Genomic DNA, 22,085 nt, shown 5'->3' on the forward strand with positions numbered 1-22,085 from the left:
GGGGAGCTGGCCGGTCCGCTCGGCGGCGGACTCGTCCGTCGACGGCTTGCGCAGACCGGCCACGCGCGGCCGGCGCGACGGCGGGGTGCTGCTGCTGCGAGGCGGCTGGCGGCGGGAGGGGGGCACTACGGGGCTCCTTCTGGTGACGCTATTGGCCGGCCGCGACGAGCGGGACGCTGTCGATGCCGGACAGCTTCCACGCGTCGCCCACGCGGGTCATCGACACCTCGAGGCGCAACGGCTTCGCGCTGCTCTTGTCACCCTGGGTGACGGTCGTGGCGATGGCGGCGAGGAAGCTGGCCTTGCCTTCGTGGTCGTCCAGCTCCTCGACGGCGATGTCCTGGACGTCCGTGGTGACCTTCGTCTTGGCGTCGGCGAGCGCCTTGCGGAACGTCGGCGCCGACTGGTCGATCTGCTGGGCCATCTTGTCGTCCGACACGGACTTCTGCCGGGCGAAGAAGCCGTCGAGGTCCTGGTAGTCGACCTCGGTGTAGGCCTTCAGCGCGTTGCCGCCCGCCTTGACGACGGCCTCGCGCGAAGCCGCCAGGTCGGCGTTGTCGTCGGCCGCGGCCGCCCACCACTGGATCCCGAAGAACGCGGCGGCGATCAGCGCGGCCAGTGCCAGCGCGCCGGCGCCGAGCACCAGGGTCCGCGAGGACGACCGGTCGTCGGCGGGCGTCGGGGTGACGTCGGCGTCGTCCTCGACGACGGCCGGCTCGTCCGTACTCATGGCACTCCAGGGTAGGGGGCGGTCATCAAATCCACGTCAGGCGAGTCCGAGCAGCGCGCCCAGGCTGGTCAGGCTGACGCCGGGGCTGCCGACGATGCCCGGCACGCCGCGGGTGTTGCGCTCGTCGGCCAGCTCCTCGGCCGGCCGGTTCTGGTTGGCCGAGACGTCGGCGTCGGACGGCGCGACCGGGACCCCGCCGTACGGCGCGTTCTGCGCGCCGCGGACGTTGATCGGGCTGCCCTTCGGTTCGGCACAGTACGCGTTGTCGTCCGCGGGCCGCGGCGACAGGTTGTTCCCGGTCCGGTACTGCGAATACGGCATGTAGCCCTTGGTGCAGGCCGGCGGGTTGAACAGGTTGAGCACCAGGCCCAGGTGGGCGGTCCCGTCGCCGGGGGCGACGCTGCTCGCCGCGCCGGCCAGCGCCGGGTAGGTGACCAGGCCCTGCTCGATGCCGTCGAGGCGGGTCACGGTCAGGTTGGCCGTGGTCAGCAGGTTCGCCGTCAGCGCGCCCAGGCCCGGCCCGGACTCCTTCAGCACCTGGCTGACCTGGGCGGCCACCTGCGGCGTGATGCCGATGAGCTTGCGCAGGTCGCCGTCGGAGTTCTTCAACGTGCCGGTCAGCTCGTTGAGGCTCTTGCTGAACGACGCGAAGTTCGCCGCCTCGTCGTTCTGCGTGTCGAGCACCTTCCCGCCCTGGTCCAGCAGCTGGATCGTCTGCGGGAGGTACTCCTGCGCGGTCGTGGTGAAGCTGCGCGCGGTGTCCAGGAGCTTCTGCAGGTCGCCGCCGGTGCCGCGGAAGGCGTCGTAGGACTCGTCGACGACCGTGCGCAGCGAGTCGACCGGGACCGACGCGGCGAGCGAGTCGAGGTCGCCGATCAGCCGGTCGGTGCTGACCGGGGTGGTCGTCTTGGCCGCCGGGATCACCGAGCCGGCCGCCAGGTACGGGCCCTTGTCGGCCTTCGGCTTCAGGTCGACGTACTGCTCGCCGACCGCGGACCGGTTGGCGACGACCGCGTCGAGGTCCGCCGGCACCTGGGGCGCCGACGGGTCGATGTTGAGGTCGGCCTCGAGCCCGGTCGGGGTCAGCCGCATTTCGCCGACCCGGCCGATGTTGTAGCCGCGGTAGGTGACCTCGGCGTTGGTGAAGATGCCGCCCGACTCGTTGAGCTGCAGCTTCACCGTGTAGCCGTCGTTGCCGAACACGGTGCCGAGCCCGGCGAACCGGATCAGCGCGTACACGATCGCGACGACGGAAATGACCGCGAAGGCGATCAGCTGGATCTTCGTCCGGCGCACCAGCATCAGCCCGCACCTCCCGACAGGAGCCCGAAGAGATTGCCGAGGCCCGGCTGCGACTGCCCGGCCTGCCCGCTCTCGCCCGGGATCGGCAGCGGCGGCGGCTGGTTGGCGGGGGTGCCCTCGACGCCGCCGGTGAGCCCCGGCAGCGGGATCTGCCCGGCGAGCGGGTTCTGCCTGCTGTTGCCGAGGTTTTCGACGACGGTCTTCAGGTTCAGGTCCACCTTCGCGAACAGGTTGAAGTAGTCGCCCTTGACGTCGTTGACGGCCTGGTCGCTGAACGGGAACGTCAGCAGGATCTCCAGCGCCTTCGGCAGGTCGTTGCCCGCCTCGCCGAGCTTCTGCAGCGTCGGGGTCAGCGCCTTCAGGTCGGCGACGAGGTCCTTCTGCGACCGGTTCACGGTGTCGGTGGCGACGCCGGAGAGGTTGTCCAGCGCCTGCAGCATCGTGACCAGCTGGCCGCGCTGCGACTCCAGCACGCCGATGCCGGGCGCGAGGTTGTCGACCGCGCCGACCAGCTTGTCCTTCTGCCCGTTCAGGGTCGAGGACAGCCGGTTCAGCCCGTCGAGCGCGCGCGTGATGTTGCGCGACTGCTGGTCGAGGTTCGTGACCAGCTGGTTCGCGTTGTCCAGCAGTGCCTTGATGTCCGGCTCGCGGCCGGACGTGGCGTTGTTGAGCTCCTTGGTGATGGTGTTGAGCTGGTCGACCCCACCACCGTTGAGCAGCAGCGACAGCGCGCCGAGCAGCTCTTCGACCTCGACGCTGCGGTTCGTCCGGGCCAGCGGGATGGTCGCGTTGTCGGCGAGCTTGCCCTGGGCCTGGTCGTCGCCGGGCGAGGCCAGCTCGACGTACTTCTCGCCGAGCAGGCTCGACTGCTTGACGTTGGCCAGCGCGTTGGCGGGCAGCTTGACGTCGCCGTTCACCTTCAGCGTGACCAGCGCGTGCCAGCCGTCCTTGGTGAGGCCGACGTTCTCGACCCGGCCGATCGGCACCTCGTTGACCTTCACCCCGGCCTGCGGGGTCAGGTCGAGCACGTCCCGGAACTCGACGTTCACCGTGTACGGGTGGTCGCCGAGATCGGCGCCGCCGGGCAGCGGCAGGTCGTAGATGCCCTTGAACGCGCAGCCGGAGAGCACCAGCGCGGACGCGGTGGCGAGCGCTCCGACGGTCAGCAGCTTCCTCACTGGCCACCTCCCGTGCCGTAGAGCTGCCCGGCGATGGGCAGCGGCAGCGGCGGGAGCTTGCCCGCCTGCAGCGCCTGGACCGTCTGCGCCGCGGACGGCAGCGGGACCAGCCCGTCGACCACGCCGGCGATGCCCTCGCAGGCGCTGCCGAGCACGTCCGGGATGCCCTTGCCGGCCTGCTTGAGCAGCCGGCAGATCATCACCAGCGGGGGCTGGGTCAGCTCGTTGAGGTTCGGCCGGGCGTCGAGCGTGCCCGCCGAGCCGTTGTAGGTGTTGACCAGGTTGCTCAGGCCGACCGGGGCGACGTCGAGGATCTCGGCGAGCGAGCTGCGCTGGTCGACGAGCACCTTGGTGACGCCGGCCAGCTTGTCCACGTTGGACTTGAGCCGGTCGTGGTTGGCGTCGATGAACGACTGCACCGCGGTGAGCGTGGTGCCCAGCTGCTGCACGGTCGCGGCCAGGTTGTCCTTTTCGGACGCCAGGTAGCCGCTGACGTCGGCGAGCTGGCTCTCGAAGTTGCGCACCGACTTGTCCGAGTCGGCCAGCGTCTGCGAGAACTTCCCGAGGTTCTCCACGGTGGAGAACAGGTCGTCCTTGTTGCCTGCCAGCGTCCCGGCCGCCTGGCCGAGCTTGGTGATCGTGTCGTGCAGGGCCTGGCCGTTGCCGTCGACGTTGGCCGCGGCGGTGTTCAGCAGGTTCGACAGCGACCCGTTCTTGTTGGCGCCGTTCGGGCCGAGGGTCTCGCTGACCCGGGCCAGGCTGGACGCCAGCTGGTCGACCTCGAGCGGCACCTCGGTGCGGTCGAGGCCGATGACCGAGCCGTCGGTGATCCGCGGGCCGCCGGTGTAGGCCGGGGCGAGCTGGACGTAGCGGTCCGACACCAGCGACGGCGCCACGATGAGCGCCTTCGCGTCGGCCGGGACGGCGACCGAGCGGTCGTACTCGAGCTCGACCTTCACCTGGTTGCCCATGGGCTGGATCTTGGTGACCGTGCCCATGTCGACGCCGAGCATCCGTACGCTGTTGCCCTCGTACAGGCCGACGGCGCCGGCGAAGTACGCGGTCAGGTGGTTGCGGCCGGCGTCCTTGAGGGTCCACCAGATCCCGCCGGCGACGACGAGCGCGAGGACGATCGCGATGGTGAAGCCCCTGGTGAGGGTCTGGCCGAAGCGGGTGTCACTCATTTCGTGTAGCACCCCTCTTCGTTGATCGGGCCCATCGAGGGCAGCAGCAGGCCGCAGATGTAGTTGTCGAACCAGCGCCCGTTGCCGATGGTGTTGGTGAAGACGCGGATGAACGGCGCGAACTTCTTGATGCCGTCGGCCAGGGAGTCCTGGTTGCGCTGGAGCATCGACGTCAGCTGGTCCAGCGAGGTGAGCACCGGGTCGAGCTGCTTGTCGTTGTCGTCGATCAGGCCCTGCAGCTGCGTCGCCAGCTCACGCGAGCCGTTGAGCAGCGAGGTGATCGCGTCTTCGCGCTTCGACAGCTCGTCGAGCAGCTTGTTGCCGTCGGTCAGCAGCTTCTGCACCTCGGCGTCGCGGTCGACCAGGGTCTGCGACACCTCGCGGGTGTTGGCCAGCAGGTTGGACAGCTGCTGGTCGCGCGAAGCGATGGTGTCCGACAGCTTCGACAGGCCCGACAGCGCGCCCTTCACGTCCTGCGGCGTGTTGGCGAAGGTCTGCGAGATGGTGTCGAAGCTCTGCGCCAGCTGCTTGGTGTCGATGTTGTCGACCGTCTGGGAGAGCCCGCGGAAGGCGTCGAGCACGTCGTAGGGGGCCATCGTGCGGTCCCGCGGGATCGCCGTGCCCGGGTTGAGCGCGCCCTGGCCCTGCGGGTCCAGCGACAGGTACTTCTGGCCGAGCAGCGTCTTGATCTTGATCGCGGCGCTGGTCCGGTCGCCCAGCCAGGCGTCCTTGACCTTGAACGACACCTTGACCGACGCGCCGTCGAGCTCGATGTCGCTGACCTTGCCGACCTTGACGCCGGCGACCCGGACGTCGTTGTCCTTCTGCAGCCCGGAGGCCTCGCTGAACTCGGCGGTGTAGGTGGTGCCGCCGCCGATCACCGGCAGGTCGTCGGAGTTGAGCGCGGCGAGGAAGCCGAGCGCCAGCACGACGATGCCGACCAGGGCGATCGGGACGGGGTTGCGCTTCTGGAAGGACTTCATCCCTTGCACCTCTCCCGGTTCGCGGGCAGCAGGGGCAGGGGCACGTCGTTGATCAGCGGCGGCAAGCTGACGCTCCCGGTGAACTCGCAGGCGTAGAAGTTGAACCAGGAGCCGTAGTCCGCGGTGCGGGTCAGCGTGCTCACCTTGGTGGGCAGGAACTGGATGAAGTGCTCCAGCTCCGGCTCGTTCTTGTTGAGCTGGTTCGTGAGGTTGCCGAGCGCGCTGATGTCGTTCTTCAGCGGCTCGCGGACCTCGCCGAGCAGCCCGGACGTCGTCTGGGCCAGGTTGCCGAGACTCTCGATGGCGTCCCCGATCGGCTTGCGGTCCGCGGCCAGCCCGGAGGTCAGCTGCTGCAGCTTGACGATCAGGTCGTTGAGCTGCGGCGTGTGCGCGTTGACCGTGTCCAGCACCGAGTTGAGGTTGTCGATGACCTCGCCGATCACCTGGTCCTTGTTGGCGATCGTGGTGGCCAGCGACGCGGTGTGCGAAAGCAGGCTTTCGACGGTGCCGCCCTCACCCTGCAGGACCTGGATGACCTCGTAGGACAGCTTGTTGACGTCGTCCGGGTTGAGCGCGGTGAACAGCGGCTTGAAGCCGTTGAACAGCTCGGTCAGGTCCAGCGCCGGCGTAGTGCGGTCCAGCGGGATCGTGCCGCCGGGGTCCAGCGTCTTGCCGCCGCTGTTCTCGCCTTCGCCGAGGGAGACGTAGCGCTGGCCGACCAGGTTGCGGAACTTGATCTGCGCGGTCACCCCGGCGGGCAGCTGCCGGCCGGCGTCGACCTCGAACTCGACCTCGGCCTGGCGCTTGTCGACGATCTTGACGTCCTTGACCTGCCCGACCCGGACGCCGGCGATGCGGACGTCGTCGTTGGGCAGCAGGAGCGTCGCGTCGGTGAAGCGCGCCTTGTAGGCGTTGGTGCTGGTGGTGTTGATGTTGGCGATGCTGATCCCGAGGATCGTCGTGAACAGCACGGTGACCACGACGAAGACGCCGAGCTTGATCAGCGGCGCGAGCAGGCCCCTCACTTGACCGTCACCTCCGCGCCCCGGTACAGCGGGCCGACGAGCAGGGCGCTCCAGCCCGGGACGTCCGAAGCGTTCATGCCCAGCTGCGGGCCGAGCAGGTCGGCCAGGAAGCCCTGTTCCGCGCTCGAGTACGCCAGGTCACCGGCACCCGCGCCGTTGCCGGCCGCGTCCGCCTTGAACTTGGCCGGGTTGAGTCCCTCGCCGACCGTCTTCGGCGCGGCCTGGTGCTTGGTCCCGTCCTTGAAGGCGCCGTCCGGCGGCTCGGACGGGAACGGCTTCGGGATGTCCTTCATGTCGTAGCAGCGCGGCCCGCGCTTGTCCTCGAACCGCGGCTCTTCCTTGCCCGCCTCGTACGGCGCGCGCGGCACGATGATCTCGATCGTGGCGTGCAGGCCGGGCTTGTCGGTGCCCTTGCCGAGCGCCTGGTCGATCAGCGGCACGTTCTGGGCCATCTGGGAGATCACGCAGGGGTACTCCGGCGCGTACTTCGCCAGCAGCTCGGCCGTCGGCCGGGCGGTGTCGGCGAGGGAGATGATGTTTTCCTTGTTGTTCTGCAGGAAGGTCTGCAGGTCGATCGACGCGCTCGTGAGGCTGCCGTAGAGGTTCGACAGGTTCTGCTGCTGGTCGACCACGGTCCGGGTGGTCGTGCTCAGGTTGTCGAGGCTCTGCACCAGGTCCGGCGCGGCGTCCTTCAGGTGGTCGGAGAACTCCGCGAGCGCCTTGAGGTTGTGCTGCAGCTCCGGCTCGTGCGGGTTCAGCTCGCCGATGTAGGTGCCCAGCTGCGTCAACGTGTCGCCGAGCTGGTCGCCGCGGCCCTGCAGGGCGGTCGAGATCGCGGTGAGCGTCGCGGACAGCTTCTGCGGCTGCACCGCCTGCAGCACCGGCATCAGGTGCTCGAAGGCCTGGTCCAGCTCGACCGCGCTGGACGTGCGGTCCTGCGGGATGACGTCGCCGCTGGCGATCGTCTTCGTGGACGGGTCCTTCGGGATCTCCAGCGAGACGAACCGCTCGCCGAAGAGCGTCTTCGGCAGGAACCGCGCCGAGACGTTCTCCGGGATCAGCTTCGCCGACTCCGGCTTGAGCGCCAGCGTCAGCTCGGCGCCTTCGGCGGTGGCGGTGATGTCCTCGACCGAGCCGACGATCAGCCCGCGCACCTTGACGTCGGACTGCTTGATCAGCTGGTTGCCGATCTTGTCGGCCTGGAGCTTGACCGTGACGACCGGCGTGAACGCCTTGTCGTAGAGCGCGATGGACAGCGCCACCCCGCCGACCATCACGGCGATGAGCAGCAGGCCGAGCAGCCTGCGTCGGAGCGTCCTCATCCCGCGATCCTTACCGTGACGTCGGTTCCCCAGATGGCGAACCCGATGAAGAAGTTCATGATCGACACCGTGACGATGGAGAGCCGCACGGCCTTGCCGACCGCGACGCCGACACCCGCCGGGCCGCCGGTCGCGCGGTACCCGAAGTAGCAGTGCGACAGGATGATCAAGACGCTGAACAGCAGCACCTTGATGAACGAATAGAGCACGTCCTGCGGCGGTAAGAAGAGGTCGAAGTAGTGGTCGTAAGTCCCTGCTGACTGGTTGTAGATGTAAATAACGACCAGCCGGGACGCGAGGTACGAGCTGAGCAGGCCGATGATGTAGAGCGGGATGACCGCGACGAACCCGGCGATGATCCGCGTCGTCACCAGGTACGGCAGGCTCGGCACGCCCATGACTTCGAGCGCGTCGATCTCCTCGGAGATCCGCATCGCGCCCAGCTGCGCGGTGAACCCGGCGCCGACCGTGGCGCTCAGCGCGAGGCCGGCGACCAGCGGGGCGATTTCGCGGGTGTTGAAGAACGCGGTCAGGAAGCCGGTGAAGGCCGACGTCCCGATCGAGTTCAGCGCCGAGTAGCCCTGGAGGCCGACGAGAACACCGGTGAACAGCGTCAGGCCGACCATCACGCCGACCGTGCCGCCGATGACCGCGAGCGAACCGGAGCCGAAGCTCACCTCGGCCAGCAGCCGGAGGACCTCTTTGGTGTACCGGCGCAGCGTCCGCGGCGTCCACAGCAGCGCGCGGCCGTAGAACGACATCTGGTCACCGAGGGTGTCCAGCGTCTGCAACGGACGGTTGGCGACGCGTTTCGCGCCCTGGAGGAACGTCATGGCGCTAGTCCAGCTTTCCGGGCACGATCTGCAGGTAGATCAGGGTGATCACGAAGTTCACGACGAACAGCAGCAGGAACGTGATGACCACCGACTGGTTCACCGCGTCCCCGACGCCCTTCGGGCCGCCGGAGGGGTTCAGGCCCCGGTAGGACGCGACGACGGCGGCGATGAACCCGAAGATCAGCGCCTTGAGCTCGCCGACCCAGAGGTCCGGCAGCTGCGCGAGAGCGGAGAAGCTCGCCAGGTACGCGCCCGGCGTCCCGCCCTGCAGCACGACGTTGAAGAAGTAGCCGCCGAGGACGCCGATGACGCTGACCATGCCGTTGAGCAGCAGCGCGACCAGCATCATCGCGAGGGTGCGCGGCACGATCAGCCGCTGCACCGCCGAGACGCCGAGCACTTCCATGGCGGCGATCTCTTCGCGGATGGTCCGGGCGCCGATGTCGGCGCAGACGGCGGAGCCGCCCGCGCCCGCCACCAGCAGCGCGGTGACCAGCGGACTGGCCTGCTGCACGGTGGCGAGCACGGAGCCCGCGCCGGTGTAGGACTGCGCGCCCAGCTGGCGGGCGAGCGAACCGAACTGCAGCGAGATGACCGCGCCGAACGGGATCGCCACGAGGGCCGTCGGCAGGATGGTCACGCTCGCGATGAACCACGACTGCTGGATGAACTCCCGCAGCTGGAACGGGCGCTGGAACAGGCCGCGGACGATGTCCAGGCCGAGAGCGAACAGGTTCCCGGTCTCTCGGAGCATCCCGATCCCGGGGATCTTCGCCTGTGTTGCGGGAGAGCTCACCGGCCACCTGGCCCGTTGTCGCGCGGCGGCGGCATCCGGTGCGAGCCCGGTCTCGGCGGCTGGCCGCCCGGGATGCGCGCCACCTGGTCGGCGGGCAGCTGCCCGTGGTGCTGGTTCGGGACGCCGTCGGCCTGCGGGCGGGCGCCGGCCGGCACCTGCTGCTGTTGCTGCTGCTGGGCCTGGGCGACGCGGCGGGGGCTGACGCCGTAGTGGCGCTGCTCTTCCGGGCTCAGGGAGGCGATGATGCCCTCCTGCGCGGGCTGCGGCAGGCGGTGCAGGACCTCCATGACCCGGTCCTTGCGGCGGACCGCGCCCATCCGCTGCGGCACACCCGGCGTCGTCTGCATCTGCGGCGGCACCCCGGAGATGTCCTCGACCCCGCCCGCGTGGTGACCGGCGTCGAACATCGCCTGCTCGGCGGCCATCTGGGCGGAGTCCTTCTCCTCGGACATGCCGATCGGGCCCTGCATCCGGCCGTTGAGGAACTGCTTGACGACCGGCTCTTCGCTGGTCAGCAGCACCTCGCGCGGGCCGAACATGACCAGTTCCTTGCGGAAGAGCATGCCCAGGTTGTCCGGCACCGTGCGGGCCAGGTTGATGTTGTGCGTGACGATCAGGAACGTCGCGTCGATCTGCGCGTTCACGTCGAGGAACAGCTGCGAGATGTAGGTGGTGCGGACCGGGTCGAGACCCGAGTCCGGCTCGTCGACCAGGATGATCTCGGGGTCGAGCACCAGGGCGCGGGCGAGGCCGGCGCGCTTGCGCATACCGCCGGAGATCTCGCCGGGGAGCTTCTTGTCGGCGCCGTTCAGACCGGTCATGTCGAGCTTCTCGAGGACGATCCGGCGGATTTCCGTCTCGGACTTCTTCGTGTGCTCGCGCAGCGGGAAGGCGACGTTGTCGTAGAGGTTCATCGAGCCGAACAGCGCGCCGTCCTGGAAGAGGACGCCGAAGAGCTTCCGGATCTCGTAGAGCTTGTGTTCCGAGCAGGTGACGATGTCCACGCCGTTGATCACGCAGCGGCCGCGGTCCGGCTTGAGCAGCCCGATCATCGACTTCAGGAACACCGACTTGCCGGTTCCGGACGGTCCGAGCATCGCCGACACCTCGCCCGGGGGCAGGGTCAACGTGACGTCCCGCCAGATGGCCTGCTTACCGAAGGACTTGGTCAGACCTTCGATGACCACCTCGGCACCCATCGCACCTCCAGGAGCTGTTCCGCGTCATTGCGCCCGCTGCCACACCCATGCCGCCCCACGTCGGCGGCGGGTGCGGGCTGTGCCGCACGAACCCGCGTCAACCAGGTGCAACGAGCTGAGTGCGAACAGGTTACTCACCAGTTTTATTTCCTGGCCAGCCCCGGACCCATCGTCACCCCGCCGTGATCGGCAACTGGAGGCACGGTAGTCCAATCGGGGCAATGACGCAGATCTCCGGGCCCCCGAACCCTCGATTTAGGGACCCGGGGCCAATCGGACACCGCCCCTAGGGGGCCCAGGTGACCAGGCAAAACGGAAGGGGCGGGCATCCGAGTGGATGCCCGCCCCTTCTCGAGGTGGTGCTTCGGCGCTTGCGCGCCCGAGATCACTTGATGGAGATCTTGGCGCCCGCGGCCTCGAGCTTCTCCTTGGCGGCCTCGGCGGCCTCCTTGTCGACCTTCTCCAGGAGGGCCTTGGGAGCGGCCTCGACCAGCTCCTTGGCCTCCTTCAGGCCCAGGCCCGAGACGACCTCGCGGACGACCTTGATGACCTGGATCTTCTTGTCGCCGGCGCCCTCGAGGATGACGTCGAACTCGTCCTGCTCCTCGGCGGCGGCGGCCGGGGCGGCACCCGGGGCGGCGGCCACGACGGCGGCCGGCGCGGCGGCGGTGACGTCGAAGGTCTCCTCGAACTCCTTCACGAACTCGGACAGCTCGAGGAGGGTGAGCTCCTTGAAGGCGTCGATCAGCTCGGCGGTGCTCAGCTTCGCCATGATGGCTTCCTCTCAGAAAAACGAACTAGACGTTCGGGGTGGGGGTGGTTCAGCTCTCGGCGGGTGCTTCGGCTGCTTCGGTACCGGCGGCGTTGCGCTGCTTCTCCTCCAGCGCGGCAGCCAGGCGGGCGACCTGGGACGCCGGCGCCTGGAACAGCGCGGCGGCCTGGGACAGCTTCGCCTTGAACGCGCCCGCCGCCTTGGCGAGCAGGACCTCACGGCTGTCGAGATCGGCGATCCGGTTGATCTCGTCCACGGACAGCGCTTTGCCGTCCATGTAGCCGCCCTTGATCACAAGCGCGTTGTTGTCCTTCGCGAAGTCGCGAAGCGCCTTGGCGGCGTCGACCGCTTCACCCTCGACGAAGGCGATGGCGGTGGCACCGACGAACAGGTCCTCGAGCCCCGTCACGCCCGCGTCTTCGGCGGCGCGCTTGACGAGGGTGTTCTTCGCGACCCGGTACTTGGCACTGGTGCCGAGAGCGCGGCGCAGCTGGGACAGCTGGGACACGGAGAGGCCGGTGTACTGGGTAACGACGGTGGCCGAGCTGTTGCGGAAGCTCTCCGCGATCTCGGCGACGGCCGCCACCTTGTCGGGCTTCGCCATGGTCGCCTCCTCTCTTGGCTAGTGTTTCCACTGGCGTCGAGGAGCCCCGAAACGACGAAACGCCCTCGCGCAAGCAGGCGCGGGGCGTCTTTCCGGCACACGTGCCGGAGCCTCGTTCCTCCTGCGCGGGCCGCCCGGCGAATGCGGGACCTTCGTTCCCCACGGAAGCGGGGAAAACCAGCGGTCTTCGGTAGAACCGTCGACAACTATACCGGGCGGCTCGCCGAGCCTTCTCCCGGGGCCCGCCCTGACCTGCGTTTAGGGCGGCTGGGGGTTCCCCGCGGCGGCCCGGAGGGCATCATGGTGACGTGGCGGAGCAGCGCGATGACGGAAAGCCGGGCTCGGAAGTCGAACCGGCGGGCTCGAACACGCCCGCACCTCCCCCGCCGATGGACCCGGCGCAGCTCGAGGAGTTCCGGCAGTTCCAGCAGTTCCAGGACTACCTGCGCTTCACCCAGTCCCAGCAGGGCAACGCTCCCGCGCCGGCCCCGGACGCCGGCGTGGTGCAGGCACCCCCGTCCCAGCCGCCGGTGATCCCGCCGGGGTACCAGCTGGTGCCGGCCGAGCGCCGCCGTGCGCCGAAGTGGGTGAGCTGGCTCGGGAAGAAGGTCATCGCCTGGGTGCTGGCGCTGGTGATCCTGGGGGTGGCGGGGACGTGGCTGTACAACCACTTCTTCCCGAACGACTCGGGGAAGACGTCGGCCCAGCTCGCCCAGGAGGGCGGCGGGAAGTACCAGACCAACCACATCCTTTCGACCAGCCCGTACGAGGCCGTCCGAGAGGTCTACGACGCCGTCGCGCAGAACCTCGTGCCGCAGGCGTGCGGGCGGATGGACGAGCCGATCCAGCAGAAGTTCGCCCAGGACCTGGGCTACGCGGACTGCCAGGTCGCGGTGCACGAGCTGAACCGGAAGGTCACCAACAAGAACAAGTACGCCGAGTCGATGCCGTCCTACGTCTCGGAGCCCATCCCGGGTGACCGCTTCACGATCAGCTCGTGCCAGTTCGGCATCGAGGGCGGCCCCGCGCTCGGCGCGTTCACCGTCCAGAAGGTCGAAAAGGGCCAGTGGCTCATCACGGCCCACACGAACGAGCCGACCCCCTGCCCGGCGCCGACGCCCACGACCCGCTAGGACGTCAGCGCGGGTGAGGTGCCGACAGGAACGCCACCAGCGCCTCCGAGAAGGCCGGGGACATCACCGCCGTCATGTGGTCGCCCGGGATGCGGACCAGCCTCGCGCCAGCGATCGCCGCCGCCAGTCTTTCCGGTTCCGCTGCCAGCTGGTCCTGATCACCGGCCAGCACCAGCGTCGGCACGCCGATCGACGACAGGTCCAAGTGCCCTTCCTTCGACGCCAGCGCCACCGCCGCCAGCGCGCGCCGGTCGCCGCCGGTTGCGTCGGCCAGCAGGCGGAACGGGACGCCCGAGGGCGGGACCGTCGACGGGTCCTCAGCCAGCAGCGCCGAAGCGATGTCCGCCGGCTTCACCACCCTGAGGTCGACGCCGCCGAAGTCGACGATGCCCGAGCCGACGCCGCCGGTGGCCAGGCAGCGGATGCGCTTGTCCGCCGCCGTGGCGGAGAGGGCGATGATCGCGCCCATCGAGTAGCCCACCATCGAGACCTCGTCGAGGGCCAGCTCGTCCAGCAGCGCCGAGACGTCGCGGGCCATCGTGTCTTCGGTGTAGCAGGCCTCGTCGTAGGGCTTCTCCGAACGGCCGTGGCCGCGCGCGTCCAGGGAGATCACGGTCAGGCCGGCGGAGCGCAGCGCCGCCACGACGCCGGTGGAGATCCAGTTCGCGTTCGTGTCGGCCGCGAAGCCGTGTTGGAGCAGCACCGGGCGGTGGGCGCCGTCGCCCTCCCACACGGTGTAGTTCAACCGGAGCCCGTCGAACGACGCGAAAGTCGGCATGGCCTCCATCAGACACGAAAAAAGGGCGCCCCCGCAGCAAGCGGGGGCGCCCTTTCTGGTGATGTCCGACTCAGACGGCAGCTTCCTCGGTGAGGAGGTTGCGGGTCCGCAGCGGGTCGACCGGGATGCCCGGGCCCATCGTCGTGGTGAAGGTGACCTTCTTCAGGTAGCGGCCCTTCGCCGAGGACGGCTTGGCGCGGAGGATCTCGTCCAGCGCGGCGGCGTAGTTCTCGACCAGCTTCTCCGTGTCGAAGGAAGCCTTGCCGATCACCAGGTGCAGGTTGGCCTGCTTGTCGACGCGGAAGTTGATCTTGCCGCCCTTGATGTCCTTCACGGCCTTCTCGACCGCGGGGGTCACCGTGCCGGTCTTCGGGTTCGGCATCAGGCCACGCGGGCCGAGGATGCGGGCGATGCGGCCCACCTTGGCCATCTGGTCCGGCGTCGCGATCGCGGCGTCGAAGTCGAGCCAGCCACCCTGGATGCGCTCGATCAGTTCGTCGGTGCCGACCGCGTCCGCGCCGGCGGCTTCGGCCTCGGCGGCCTTGTCGCCGACGGCGAAGACGATGACGCGGGCGGTCTTACCGGTGCCGTGCGGCAGGTTCACGGTGCCGCGGACCATCTGGTCGGCCTTGCGGGGGTCCACACCGAGACGCATCGCGACCTCGACGGTCGCGTCCATCTTGGTCTTGGAGGTCTCCTTCGCCAGCTTCGCGGCCTCGAGCGGCGCGTACAGGCGCGCCTTGTCGATGAGCTCCGCAGCCTGGCGGTAAGCCTTGCTGTGCTTGGTCATGCTTCTGTCCTTACTTCAAAAACGGATCAGTGTGGTGTCAGAGCCAGCACTCGGCTCTCCCACGTACTGCGTGGAACGTCAGGCGTCGACGACCGTGATGCCCATCGACCGGGCGGTGCCGGCGATGATCTTCGCGGCCTGGTCGATGTCGTGCGCGTTGAGGTCGGTCTCCTTGGTCTTGGCGATCTCGCGGACCTGGTCCCAGGTGACCTTGGCGACCTTGGTCTTGTGCGGCTCGCCGGAGCCCTTCTCCACGCCCGCGGCCTTCAGCAGCAGCTTGGCGGCCGGCGGCGTCTTCAGCTTGAAGTCGAACGACCGGTCTTCGTAGACGGAGATCTCGACCGGGACGACGTCCCCGCGCTGCGACTCGGTCGCGGCGTTGTAGGCCTTGCAGAACTCCATGATGTTGACGCCGTGCTGACCCAGCGCCGGGCCGACCGGCGGCGCGGGGTTGGCCGCACCCGCCTTGATCTGCAGCTTGATGATCGCCGCAAGCTTCTTCTTCTTGGGTGGCATTTCTTTTCCTGTCCTGTACTACGTTCCCCGCGTACCTGCCGTGGACGTGGGGACTGCGGCCGGGGAGGCCGGCCGTCAGATCTTGGAGACCTGCGTGAACGACAGCTCGACCGGGGTCTCCCGGCCGAAGATCGACACCAGGACCTTCAGCTTCTGCCCGTCGACGTTGACCTCGGAGATCGTCGCCGGCAGCGTCGCGAACGGGCCGTCCATGACCGTGACCGACTCGCCGACCTCGAAGTCGACCTCGACGGCCGGGGCGCCCAGCGGCGCGGACGCGGCGGCCTCGCCCTTGCTGGCCTTGGCCGGGGCTTCCTTCTCGACCTGCGGGGCGAGGAACTTCAGCACCTCGTCCACGGTCAGCGGCGACGGCCGCGAAGTGGCGCCGACGAACCCGGTGACACCCGGCGTGTTGCGCACCGCGCTCCACGAGGCGTCGTTCAGGTCCATCCGGACCAGGATGTAGCCGGGCAGCACCTTGCGCTGCACCTGCTTGCGCTGGCCGTTCTTGATCTCGGTGACCTCTTCGGTCGGGACCTCGATCTGGAAGATGTAGTCCTCGACGTCCAGGGTCTGCGTCCGGGTTTCGAGGTTGGTCTTCACCTTGTTCTCGTAACCGGCGTACGAGTGCACGACGTACCACTCGCCGGGCGCGGCGAGGAGCTCGGCACGCAGCTTGGCGACCGGGTCCTCGTCGTCCGCCTCGGGCTCGGTGGCCTCTTCGGCCACGTCGTCGCCGTCTGCGTCAACGGAAGCGGCTTCGTCGACCTCGTCGGACACCTCGACGGGCTCCAGGTGCTCGGACTCCTCGTCACCGAGTGCCGAGTGCACCTGCTCGTCGGAAAGCTCGGTCAGGTCGTGACCGGCTGATGTGCCGTTGTCGGAGGTCACGTTCCGTCCTCTCAGTTGATCATTGCCGGGTCGGTCAGGCCGGCCCGCGCGGCACGGCGGCGGGTCAGCCGAAGATCGCGCCGATGCCCTTCTTGAACGCGAAGTCCAAGACGCTCACCAGTGCCACCATGAACACCACGAAGACCAGCACGACCGCGGTGTAGGTGACCATCTGCTTGCGGTTGGGCCAGATGACCTTGCGCAGCTCCGCCCACACCTCGCGGATGAAGCGCATCAGCCGCGCGAACACGGAGGCCTTCTTCGCCTTCTGATCCCGCTTCGGAGTCGGAGCGCCCTTCGCGTCGGGGGCGGTCTTCTCCCCTGACTTCCCGGCCGGGCGGGTCTTGTCGTCCGCACGTGCCGCGGACTTGCCCGCCGGACGAGCGGTCGCACGGCGCTCACGCCGGGCAGCGGCTGTGACGGGACGGGACGGGCTCTCGGGCTTCTGCCCGTTGCCGTCCTGCTCCTGCTCGCCGCCGCTGGCGTCGCTGTCGCTCACGACCACTCCTCCGCTCCACCAGTTCCGTTACGCAGGGGTGACAGGACTTGAACCTGCAACCTGCGGTTTTGGAGACCGCTGCTCTGCCAATTGAGCTACACCCCTGTGGAGCCCCGATCGCTCGGAGCCCCGGAGGACGCATTCCATCATCCCCACCATCCAGGCGGGGATGACCGTAGTGCGTTCCAAGTCCCGAAGTCTACGGCAAGCCTCACGAGAGCCCGCAACCGCGCCCCCCGATCGACCGCCGAACCCCGGCCGGCCTGCGGAAAACTCCCCGCCGGCCCCGTGATCATGCCAGGATGTCCGCCATGACGGACACCCCCGGTCGGAGGGTCGTGGCCGGGACCCGCCTGGGGCTCGCGCTGCCCCAGTACGGCGCCCTCGCCGACCCCGCCGCCGTCGCGCGCTTCGCGACCGCCGCGGAGGACCTCGGCTTCGGCTCGCTGTGGGTCGGCGACCGGATCCTGGCGCCCCGGGAGCCGTCGGACCTGTACCCCGGCGGAGGGACGCCGGAGCACCCGTACCCGAAGGAGTTCGAGACCTTCGCCGACCCGTTCACGACGCTGGCCACCGCGGCCGCCGTGACCCGGACGGCCCGCCTCGGGATGAGCGCGCTGACCGGCCCGGTCTATTCCCCCGTCCTGCTCGCCAGGGCGCTGACCTCGCTCGACCTGGCGAGTTCGGGGCGGCTCGACGTCGGCTTAGGGCTCGGCTGGCTGCGCGAGGAGTACTTCGCGACCGGCGTCGCCTGGGAAGGCCGGGGCAAGCGGCTCGACGCGGTGCTCGACGCGCTGGACGCGCTGTGGACCGGCGATCCGGTGGCGCACGAAGGCCCGCAGTGGCGCATCGCGCCGTCGACGGTCGGCCTGCGCCCGGCGCAGGACCCGCGGCCGCCGGTGCTGCTCGGCGGGTTCTCCCCGCCGGCGCTGGCCAGGGTCGGGCGCCGCGCGGACGGCTGGCTGGCCGGGTGGATGCCGAAGCAGCACCTCGACGGCCTGTGGTCGGTCGCGCTCGAAACCGCCGAAAAGGCCGGGCGCGACCCCGGCACCCTGCGGCGGGTGGTGCGGATCAACCCGCGCGCGGGTACCGGGGTCGAGTCGGTCGGCGACGTCCTGCGGTGCCTGGACGTGGCCCGCGAGCTGGGCGTCACGGAGGCACTGGTGGACCTGCACTACGTCGCGAAGGACGTCGACCACGCCCTGGAACTGGCGGCCGAGCTGGCCGCCTGAGCGATCAGCTCTCGCTGTCGGCGAGGGTCGCGAGCGCGTGCGCCTTGGCGGCGTACTTCCAGTTCGCGAGGTCGCGGATCGTCTTGATCTTCAGCTCGGCGAGCAGTTCGTCGTGCTTCGGCGTGAGCCCCTCGAGCGCCGACGGCGGGGCGTCCAGCAGCTCGTTGATCGTCTTGCCCTCGTAGGCCTTGTCGACGAGCTTGTTCAGGTTCAGGCTCACTACGTTTCCTGCCTTTCTCGGAACGGTTCGGAACGCGCACCACCCTTGCTGTGATTCTCGTCGCACGCAACAGTCAATCCCTCGATCAGGTTCACCCACCCGTCCGTCACCCGGATCGACGCAGCCGAACCGGTCTCCGCTTCGGTAGAAACGATCGAGTGGCGAAGAAAAGCGGTGGGGGCGGCTGTCTCGTCGTGGTGCTCGTGCTCGCACTACTCGGCTTCGGGTACTACAAGTGGCAGCACGGCTCGTCGTCGGCGCCACCGGACGGCGCGGACACCGGCGGCGGCAGCGGCCGCTACGTGGCGCTGGGCGACTCGTACACGTCTTCGCCGCGCACCGGCGGGCAGGCGGGCACCCCGGCGGGCTGCCAGCGCTCGGACGACAACTACCCGCACCTGGTCTCGGCGAAGCTGAAGCCGGCCGAGTTCGCCGACTTCAGCTGCGGCGGCGCGACGACCGCGCACCTGACCGCCCCGCAGAAGACGGACAACGGAACGAACCCGGCGCAGCTGGACGCCGTCACCAAGGACACGACGCTGGTGACCCTCGGCATCGGCGGCAACGACGTCGGCTTCTTCGCGTACGCGGCGGGCTGCGCGACGGCGCACTCGACCGCGTCCCCCTGCAAGGACAAGCTGACCGCGGGCGGGCACGACCAGCTCGCCGAGCGGATCGACGCGGCCGCCCCGAAGGTCGGCGCGATCCTCGACCGCATCCACGGCAAGGCCCCGAAGGCGAAGGTCGTGGTCGTCGGCTACCCGACGGTCCTCCCGGATGGCGACGGCTGCTGGCCGGTCCTGCCCTTCGGCAGCGGCGACATCGCGTACTTCCGCGAAGCGCTCGGCAAGCTGAACAAGATGCTCGAAGACCAGGCGGACAGCCATCGCGCGGGCTACGCGGACACGGCGACGCCCGGCAAGGGCCACGACGTCTGCTCGGCGTCGGACACGCGCTGGGTGGAGGGCCTGCTGCCCGCGTCGCCGGCCGCCCCGCTGCACCCCAACGCGCGGGGTGAGCAGGGCATGGCCGACGCCGTGCTGGCGGTGCTGAAGCTGCCTTAGACGCGGACGACGGCCTGCGGCTTGCCGAGCACCGTCTTGCCGTCGAACTTCACCACGAGGTCGATGCGCGCGGTCCCGTCGCCGGTGACCTCGCCGACCTTGCCGGTGATCTCCACGAGCGCGCCTTCGGGCGTGTTCGGGACGACGACCGGGCGGGTGAAGCGGGCGCTGAAGTCGACCAGGCGGCCCGGGTCGCCGAGCCAGTCGGTCACGACGCGGCCGGACACGGCCATGGTCAGCATGCCGTGCGCGATGACGTCCGGGAGGCCGACGTCCTTCGCGAACGCCTCGTTCCAGTGGATCGGGTTGAAGTCCAGCGCCGCGCCGGCGTAGCGCACCAGCTGTTCGCGGGTGATCCGGACCTCGAGGGCGGGCAGTTCGTCGCCGGCGTTCACGCGGCCTCCCCCCGGACCACGAGCTGGGCGCGCGTGGTGGCGATGTGCGCGCCGTCGCCGTCGGTGATTTCGGCGCGCAGGTTGATGAAGTCGTTGCCGGCCCGGGCCATGATCCGGTCGATGTGGGTGGTCAGCAGCAGCGTGTCGCCGGCGTGCGCCGGGCGGCTGTAGCTGAACTGCTGGTCGCCGTGGACCATCCGCGAGTAGTCGAGGCCGAGCTCGGGATCCGAGACGATCTGGTTGATCGACGCGAGGTTGATGATCGTGAGGAACGTCGGCGGCGCGATCACGTCCGGGTAGCCGGCCGCCTTCGCGGCTTCGGGATCCCGGTAGAGCGGGTTCGCGTCGCCGATCGCGTCGGCGAACTCCCGGATCTTCTCCCGGCTCACTTCGTAGCTGGTCTGCGGCGGGTAGACCCGCCCGGTGAACGACTCGTCCAAAGGCACCCGAGGAGGCTACCAACAGCAAAGAGCCGCCCCGGTGCTCCAGGGCGGCTCTTCGAAGCTGGTGAACGCGTACGCGTCAGCGGGTTTCCTTGTGCGTCCGGTGCGTACCGCAGTTCGGGCAGAACTTCTTCATCTCCAGGCGATCCGGGTTGTTGCGCCGGTTCTTCTTGGTGATGTAGTTGCGGTGCTTGCACTCTTCGCACGCCAGCGTGATCTTGGGTCGCACGTCGGTGGCAGCCACAGCGTTTCCTTCTCTCTCAGGTCCGGGGGCCAGCCCCGTCGTTACCGCGTAGCGGTGGCCGGACTTGAACCGGCGACACAGCGATTATGAGCCGCTTGCTCTGCCAACTGAGCTACACCGCCCTTACATGACCCAAGCCGCGACACGCAGGCGTGACGCGGCTGAGGTCGAGAGCCCCTTTACGGAATCGAACCGTAGACCTTCTCCTTACCATGGAGACGCTCTGCCGACTGAGCTAAAGGGGCCTGGCCTCTCGCGAGGACTTGGAAAGACTAGCAAGCCCCCCAAAACCACTTTGACACCGGGGTGTCAAAGTGACAAAACCTCAGGTCAGCAGGGTCAGCACGGTCTCCGAGTGCCGCCCCGGCGAGCGCGCGGTGCGGGCCTGCAGCCACGCCTCCAGGCGGTCTTCCGGCAGCGGCCGCGAGATCAGGTAGCCCTGGGCGACGTCGCAGCCCATCGCCTCCAGCTGGTCGCGCGCGACGTCCTCCTCGACGCCTTCCGCCACCACCGTCAGCCCGAGCGAGTGCCCCAGCTCGACGATCGACCGGACCACCGCGAGGTCGCCGAGGTCGGTGCCCATGCCGAGGACGAAGCTCTTGTCGATCTTGACCTGGTCGACCGGCAGCTGCCGCAGGTAGGCCAGCGACGAGTAGCCGGTGCCGAAGTCGTCCACCGCCAGCACGATGCCCAGCGAGTGCAGCTCGCGCAGGATCGGCAGCGCCTTCTGCGGGTCGGACATCACGCCGGACTCGGTCAGCTCGAACGTCAGCAGCTCCGGCGGGATGCCGTGGTGCTCCAGCTCGCGGGCGACCTTGTTCGGGAAGTCCTCGTCGGCCAGGTTGCGCACCGACAGGTTGACCGCGACCGAGATCCGCAGACCTTCGTCGAGCCACTTGCGGCAGCGCTTGAGCGCCTCGCCGAGCACGAACGACGTCAGCACGCCGATCAGGCCGGCCGCTTCGATGGCCGGGACGAACTCGTCCGGGCCGAGCCGCCCGAACTCCGGGTGCACCCAGCGGACGAGCGCTTCGACGCCGGCCACCTGCCGGTTCGGCAGGGTGATCTTCGGCTGGTAGTGGACGCTGACCTGACCGTCCTCGAGGGACTGCCGGAACTGCGTGACCATCTGGAAGCGGCGCAGGAAGATCTGGCCCATGCTCGGCACGTAGCCGCGGACCTCTTCGCCGCCCTTGGTGGCGCGGACGGCGACGTCGGCGCGCTGCAGCAGGCCTTCGACGTCGACGACGTCGCCCGACTCCTCGGGAGTGGTCGTCGCGTAGCCGATCATCGCGTTCGCCTCGACCGAAAGCCGGTCGACCGGGTACGGCGCGGAAAGCCCTTCGCGCAGCCGTTCCGCCGCGGCGTGGGCGTCCTCCGGCGGGCAGCCGACGAGCAGGGCCGCGAAGGACGCGCCTTCCAGCCGGGCGAGCGGGACGTCGGGGCCGAGCGCGTCGCGGATGCGGCGGGCGGCGGCGATGACCATCCGGTCGGCCCACGCGTAGCCCAGCGCATCGCTGACCGTGGAGAAGACGTCGAGGTCGATGCGGAGCACCACGGCGTTGGTGGCGAACTCCCGCAGCGGTTCCTTCGCGACCTGCCGGAAGCCCAGCCGGTTGAGGTGCCCGGTGAGCGGGTCGTGGTAGGCGTCGTGGCGCAGCGTCGCCAGCAGCCGCCGGTTGTCCAGCGACGTCGCGAGGTGGCTGGCCATCGTGCCGAGCAGCTGGACGTCGTACTTGCCGAAGCCGCGCCAGCGGGACAGCCGGTCGTGCGCCTCGACGACGCCGAGCAGCTGGTTCGCGCTGCGCAGCGGGACGACGAGCGCCTCCTGCGCGCCGCGGTCGAGCAGCGCCGCGCGGACGTCGGGGTTGGCCTCGGTGATCCGGAAGTGCCGGACGTGCGCGCCGGGCAGCCGCAGCAGCGGGTCGTCGGCGGCGGGGTCGGCGGGC

25 protein-coding genes and 3 tRNA genes are annotated in these 22,085 nt (G+C 69.2%); 3 read left to right on the forward strand and 25 right to left on the reverse strand.

Annotated elements, in window-relative coordinates:
* Window positions 1-148 precede the first annotated feature (148 nt).
* From G3I65_RS27980 to rplJ, 12 genes are all read right to left on the reverse strand, one after another.
* A complete protein-coding gene (locus tag G3I65_RS27980; protein ID WP_160698760.1) occupies window positions 149-730 on the reverse strand; it encodes a hypothetical protein in 582 nt (193 codons plus the stop codon).
* 36 nt (window positions 731-766) lie between these two features.
* The gene (locus G3I65_RS27985) at window positions 767-2,032 is read right to left on the reverse strand and encodes an MCE family protein (RefSeq protein ID WP_160698761.1); all 1,266 of its coding nucleotides are present in this window, start codon (window positions 2,030-2,032) and stop codon (window positions 767-769) included.
* A complete protein-coding gene (locus G3I65_RS27990; RefSeq protein WP_160698762.1) occupies window positions 2,032-3,210 on the reverse strand; it encodes an MCE family protein in 1,179 nt (392 codons plus the stop codon). Before G3I65_RS27990 ends, G3I65_RS27985 begins: the two co-directional genes overlap by 1 nt.
* Window positions 3,207-4,394, reverse strand: coding sequence for an MCE family protein (locus G3I65_RS27995; RefSeq protein ID WP_160698763.1), 1,188 nt, complete (start codon window positions 4,392-4,394; stop codon window positions 3,207-3,209). The genes G3I65_RS27990 and G3I65_RS27995 overlap by 4 nt, the downstream gene beginning before the upstream one ends.
* Window positions 4,391-5,377, reverse strand: coding sequence for an MCE family protein (locus G3I65_RS28000; RefSeq protein ID WP_160698764.1), 987 nt, complete (start codon window positions 5,375-5,377; stop codon window positions 4,391-4,393). The genes G3I65_RS27995 and G3I65_RS28000 overlap by 4 nt, the downstream gene beginning before the upstream one ends.
* On the reverse strand, window positions 5,374-6,402 hold the full coding sequence (locus tag G3I65_RS28005; protein WP_160698765.1) for an MCE family protein: 1,029 nt from the start codon (window positions 6,400-6,402) through the stop codon (window positions 5,374-5,376). Before G3I65_RS28005 ends, G3I65_RS28000 begins: the two co-directional genes overlap by 4 nt.
* Entirely contained in the window at window positions 6,399-7,724 is a 1,326-nt protein-coding gene (locus G3I65_RS28010) for an MCE family protein (protein WP_160698766.1), read from the reverse strand. Before G3I65_RS28010 ends, G3I65_RS28005 begins: the two co-directional genes overlap by 4 nt.
* The gene (locus G3I65_RS28015) at window positions 7,721-8,557 is read right to left on the reverse strand and encodes an ABC transporter permease (RefSeq protein ID WP_003060266.1); all 837 of its coding nucleotides are present in this window, start codon (window positions 8,555-8,557) and stop codon (window positions 7,721-7,723) included. Before G3I65_RS28015 ends, G3I65_RS28010 begins: the two co-directional genes overlap by 4 nt.
* 4 nt (window positions 8,558-8,561) lie before the next feature.
* Window positions 8,562-9,314 carry an ABC transporter permease gene (locus tag G3I65_RS28020; RefSeq protein ID WP_013222532.1) on the reverse strand — a complete coding sequence of 251 codons (753 nt, stop codon included), beginning with the start codon at window positions 9,312-9,314 and terminating at the stop codon, window positions 8,562-8,564.
* Between the two features lie 38 nt (window positions 9,315-9,352).
* Window positions 9,353-10,555, reverse strand: a complete 1,203-nt coding sequence (locus tag G3I65_RS28025; RefSeq protein ID WP_160698767.1) for an ABC transporter ATP-binding protein — start codon at window positions 10,553-10,555, stop codon at window positions 9,353-9,355.
* Between the two features lie 385 nt (window positions 10,556-10,940).
* Window positions 10,941-11,327 (reverse strand): 50S ribosomal protein L7/L12, encoded by a 387-nt coding sequence (gene rplL, locus G3I65_RS28030; protein WP_160698768.1) that lies wholly within the window; start codon window positions 11,325-11,327, stop codon window positions 10,941-10,943.
* Window positions 11,328-11,376: 49 nt separating this feature from the next.
* Complete coding sequence (gene rplJ / locus G3I65_RS28035; RefSeq protein ID WP_125310035.1) at window positions 11,377-11,931, reverse strand: 50S ribosomal protein L10; 555 nt, start codon at window positions 11,929-11,931, stop codon at window positions 11,377-11,379.
* A gap of 308 nt (window positions 11,932-12,239) precedes the next feature.
* Here rplJ and G3I65_RS28040 point away from each other — a divergent pair, with 308 nt between their 5' ends.
* Window positions 12,240-13,064, forward strand: coding sequence for a hypothetical protein (locus G3I65_RS28040; RefSeq protein WP_160698769.1), 825 nt, complete (start codon window positions 12,240-12,242; stop codon window positions 13,062-13,064).
* 4 nt (window positions 13,065-13,068) lie between these two features.
* Here the strand turns inward: G3I65_RS28040 and G3I65_RS28045 are convergent, their stop codons facing one another.
* The 6 genes from G3I65_RS28045 to G3I65_RS28070 all read right to left on the reverse strand — a co-directional run bounded on the left by G3I65_RS28045 (window position 13,069) and on the right by G3I65_RS28070 (window position 16,643).
* Window positions 13,069-13,842: an alpha/beta fold hydrolase gene (locus G3I65_RS28045; protein WP_160698770.1), complete on the reverse strand. Its 774-nt coding sequence runs from the start codon at window positions 13,840-13,842 to the stop codon at window positions 13,069-13,071.
* Window positions 13,843-13,912: 70 nt separating this feature from the next.
* A complete protein-coding gene (rplA, locus tag G3I65_RS28050; protein WP_160698771.1) occupies window positions 13,913-14,632 on the reverse strand; it encodes a 50S ribosomal protein L1 in 720 nt (239 codons plus the stop codon).
* A 78-nt stretch (window positions 14,633-14,710) separates the two neighbouring features.
* Complete coding sequence (gene rplK / locus G3I65_RS28055; protein ID WP_043781763.1) at window positions 14,711-15,148, reverse strand: 50S ribosomal protein L11; 438 nt, start codon at window positions 15,146-15,148, stop codon at window positions 14,711-14,713.
* A gap of 75 nt (window positions 15,149-15,223) precedes the next feature.
* Window positions 15,224-16,039: a transcription termination/antitermination protein NusG gene (gene nusG, locus G3I65_RS28060; protein WP_160698772.1), complete on the reverse strand. Its 816-nt coding sequence runs from the start codon at window positions 16,037-16,039 to the stop codon at window positions 15,224-15,226.
* A 64-nt stretch (window positions 16,040-16,103) separates the two neighbouring features.
* A complete protein-coding gene (gene secE / locus G3I65_RS28065; RefSeq protein ID WP_086860701.1) occupies window positions 16,104-16,544 on the reverse strand; it encodes a preprotein translocase subunit SecE in 441 nt (146 codons plus the stop codon).
* A 26-nt stretch (window positions 16,545-16,570) separates the two neighbouring features.
* Window positions 16,571-16,643 (reverse strand) — tRNA-Trp (locus G3I65_RS28070).
* 206 nt (window positions 16,644-16,849) lie between these two features.
* Here G3I65_RS28070 and G3I65_RS28075 point away from each other — a divergent pair.
* Window positions 16,850-17,770, forward strand: coding sequence for a TIGR03619 family F420-dependent LLM class oxidoreductase (locus G3I65_RS28075; protein WP_160698773.1), 921 nt, complete (start codon window positions 16,850-16,852; stop codon window positions 17,768-17,770).
* Window positions 17,771-17,774: 4 nt separating this feature from the next.
* On the opposite strand, the gene G3I65_RS28080 is transcribed toward G3I65_RS28075, so the two are convergent.
* Window positions 17,775-17,990, reverse strand: coding sequence for a hypothetical protein (locus G3I65_RS28080; protein ID WP_160698774.1), 216 nt, complete (start codon window positions 17,988-17,990; stop codon window positions 17,775-17,777).
* A 158-nt stretch (window positions 17,991-18,148) separates the two neighbouring features.
* Between G3I65_RS28080 and G3I65_RS28085 the strand changes: the two genes are divergently transcribed.
* Window positions 18,149-19,054: an SGNH/GDSL hydrolase family protein gene (locus G3I65_RS28085; RefSeq protein WP_160698775.1), complete on the forward strand. Its 906-nt coding sequence runs from the start codon at window positions 18,149-18,151 to the stop codon at window positions 19,052-19,054.
* On the opposite strand, the gene G3I65_RS28090 is transcribed toward G3I65_RS28085, so the two are convergent.
* The 6 genes from G3I65_RS28090 to G3I65_RS28115 form a co-directional block, all read right to left on the reverse strand.
* Complete coding sequence (locus G3I65_RS28090) at window positions 19,051-19,449, reverse strand: MaoC family dehydratase (protein WP_160698776.1); 399 nt, start codon at window positions 19,447-19,449, stop codon at window positions 19,051-19,053. The two genes, G3I65_RS28085 and G3I65_RS28090, sit on opposite strands and share 4 nt — an antisense overlap.
* Window positions 19,446-19,895, reverse strand: a complete 450-nt coding sequence (locus G3I65_RS28095; RefSeq protein ID WP_160698777.1) for a MaoC family dehydratase N-terminal domain-containing protein — start codon at window positions 19,893-19,895, stop codon at window positions 19,446-19,448. The genes G3I65_RS28090 and G3I65_RS28095 overlap by 4 nt, the downstream gene beginning before the upstream one ends.
* Window positions 19,896-19,971: 76 nt before the next feature.
* Complete coding sequence (gene rpmG / locus G3I65_RS28100; protein WP_005152047.1) at window positions 19,972-20,136, reverse strand: 50S ribosomal protein L33; 165 nt, start codon at window positions 20,134-20,136, stop codon at window positions 19,972-19,974.
* 49 nt (window positions 20,137-20,185) lie between these two features.
* Window positions 20,186-20,258 (reverse strand) — tRNA-Met (locus tag G3I65_RS28105).
* A gap of 50 nt (window positions 20,259-20,308) precedes the next feature.
* Window positions 20,309-20,381, reverse strand: a tRNA-Thr gene (locus G3I65_RS28110).
* Between the two features lie 80 nt (window positions 20,382-20,461).
* The coding region (locus G3I65_RS28115) for a bifunctional diguanylate cyclase/phosphodiesterase (RefSeq protein WP_160698778.1) at window positions 20,462-22,085 on the reverse strand (1,624 nt) is incomplete at its 5' end.

The organism is Amycolatopsis sp. SID8362 (genome assembly GCF_010550475.1).
In the GTDB taxonomy this organism is placed as follows: Bacteria; Actinomycetota; Actinomycetes; order Mycobacteriales; family Pseudonocardiaceae; genus Amycolatopsis; species Amycolatopsis eburnea.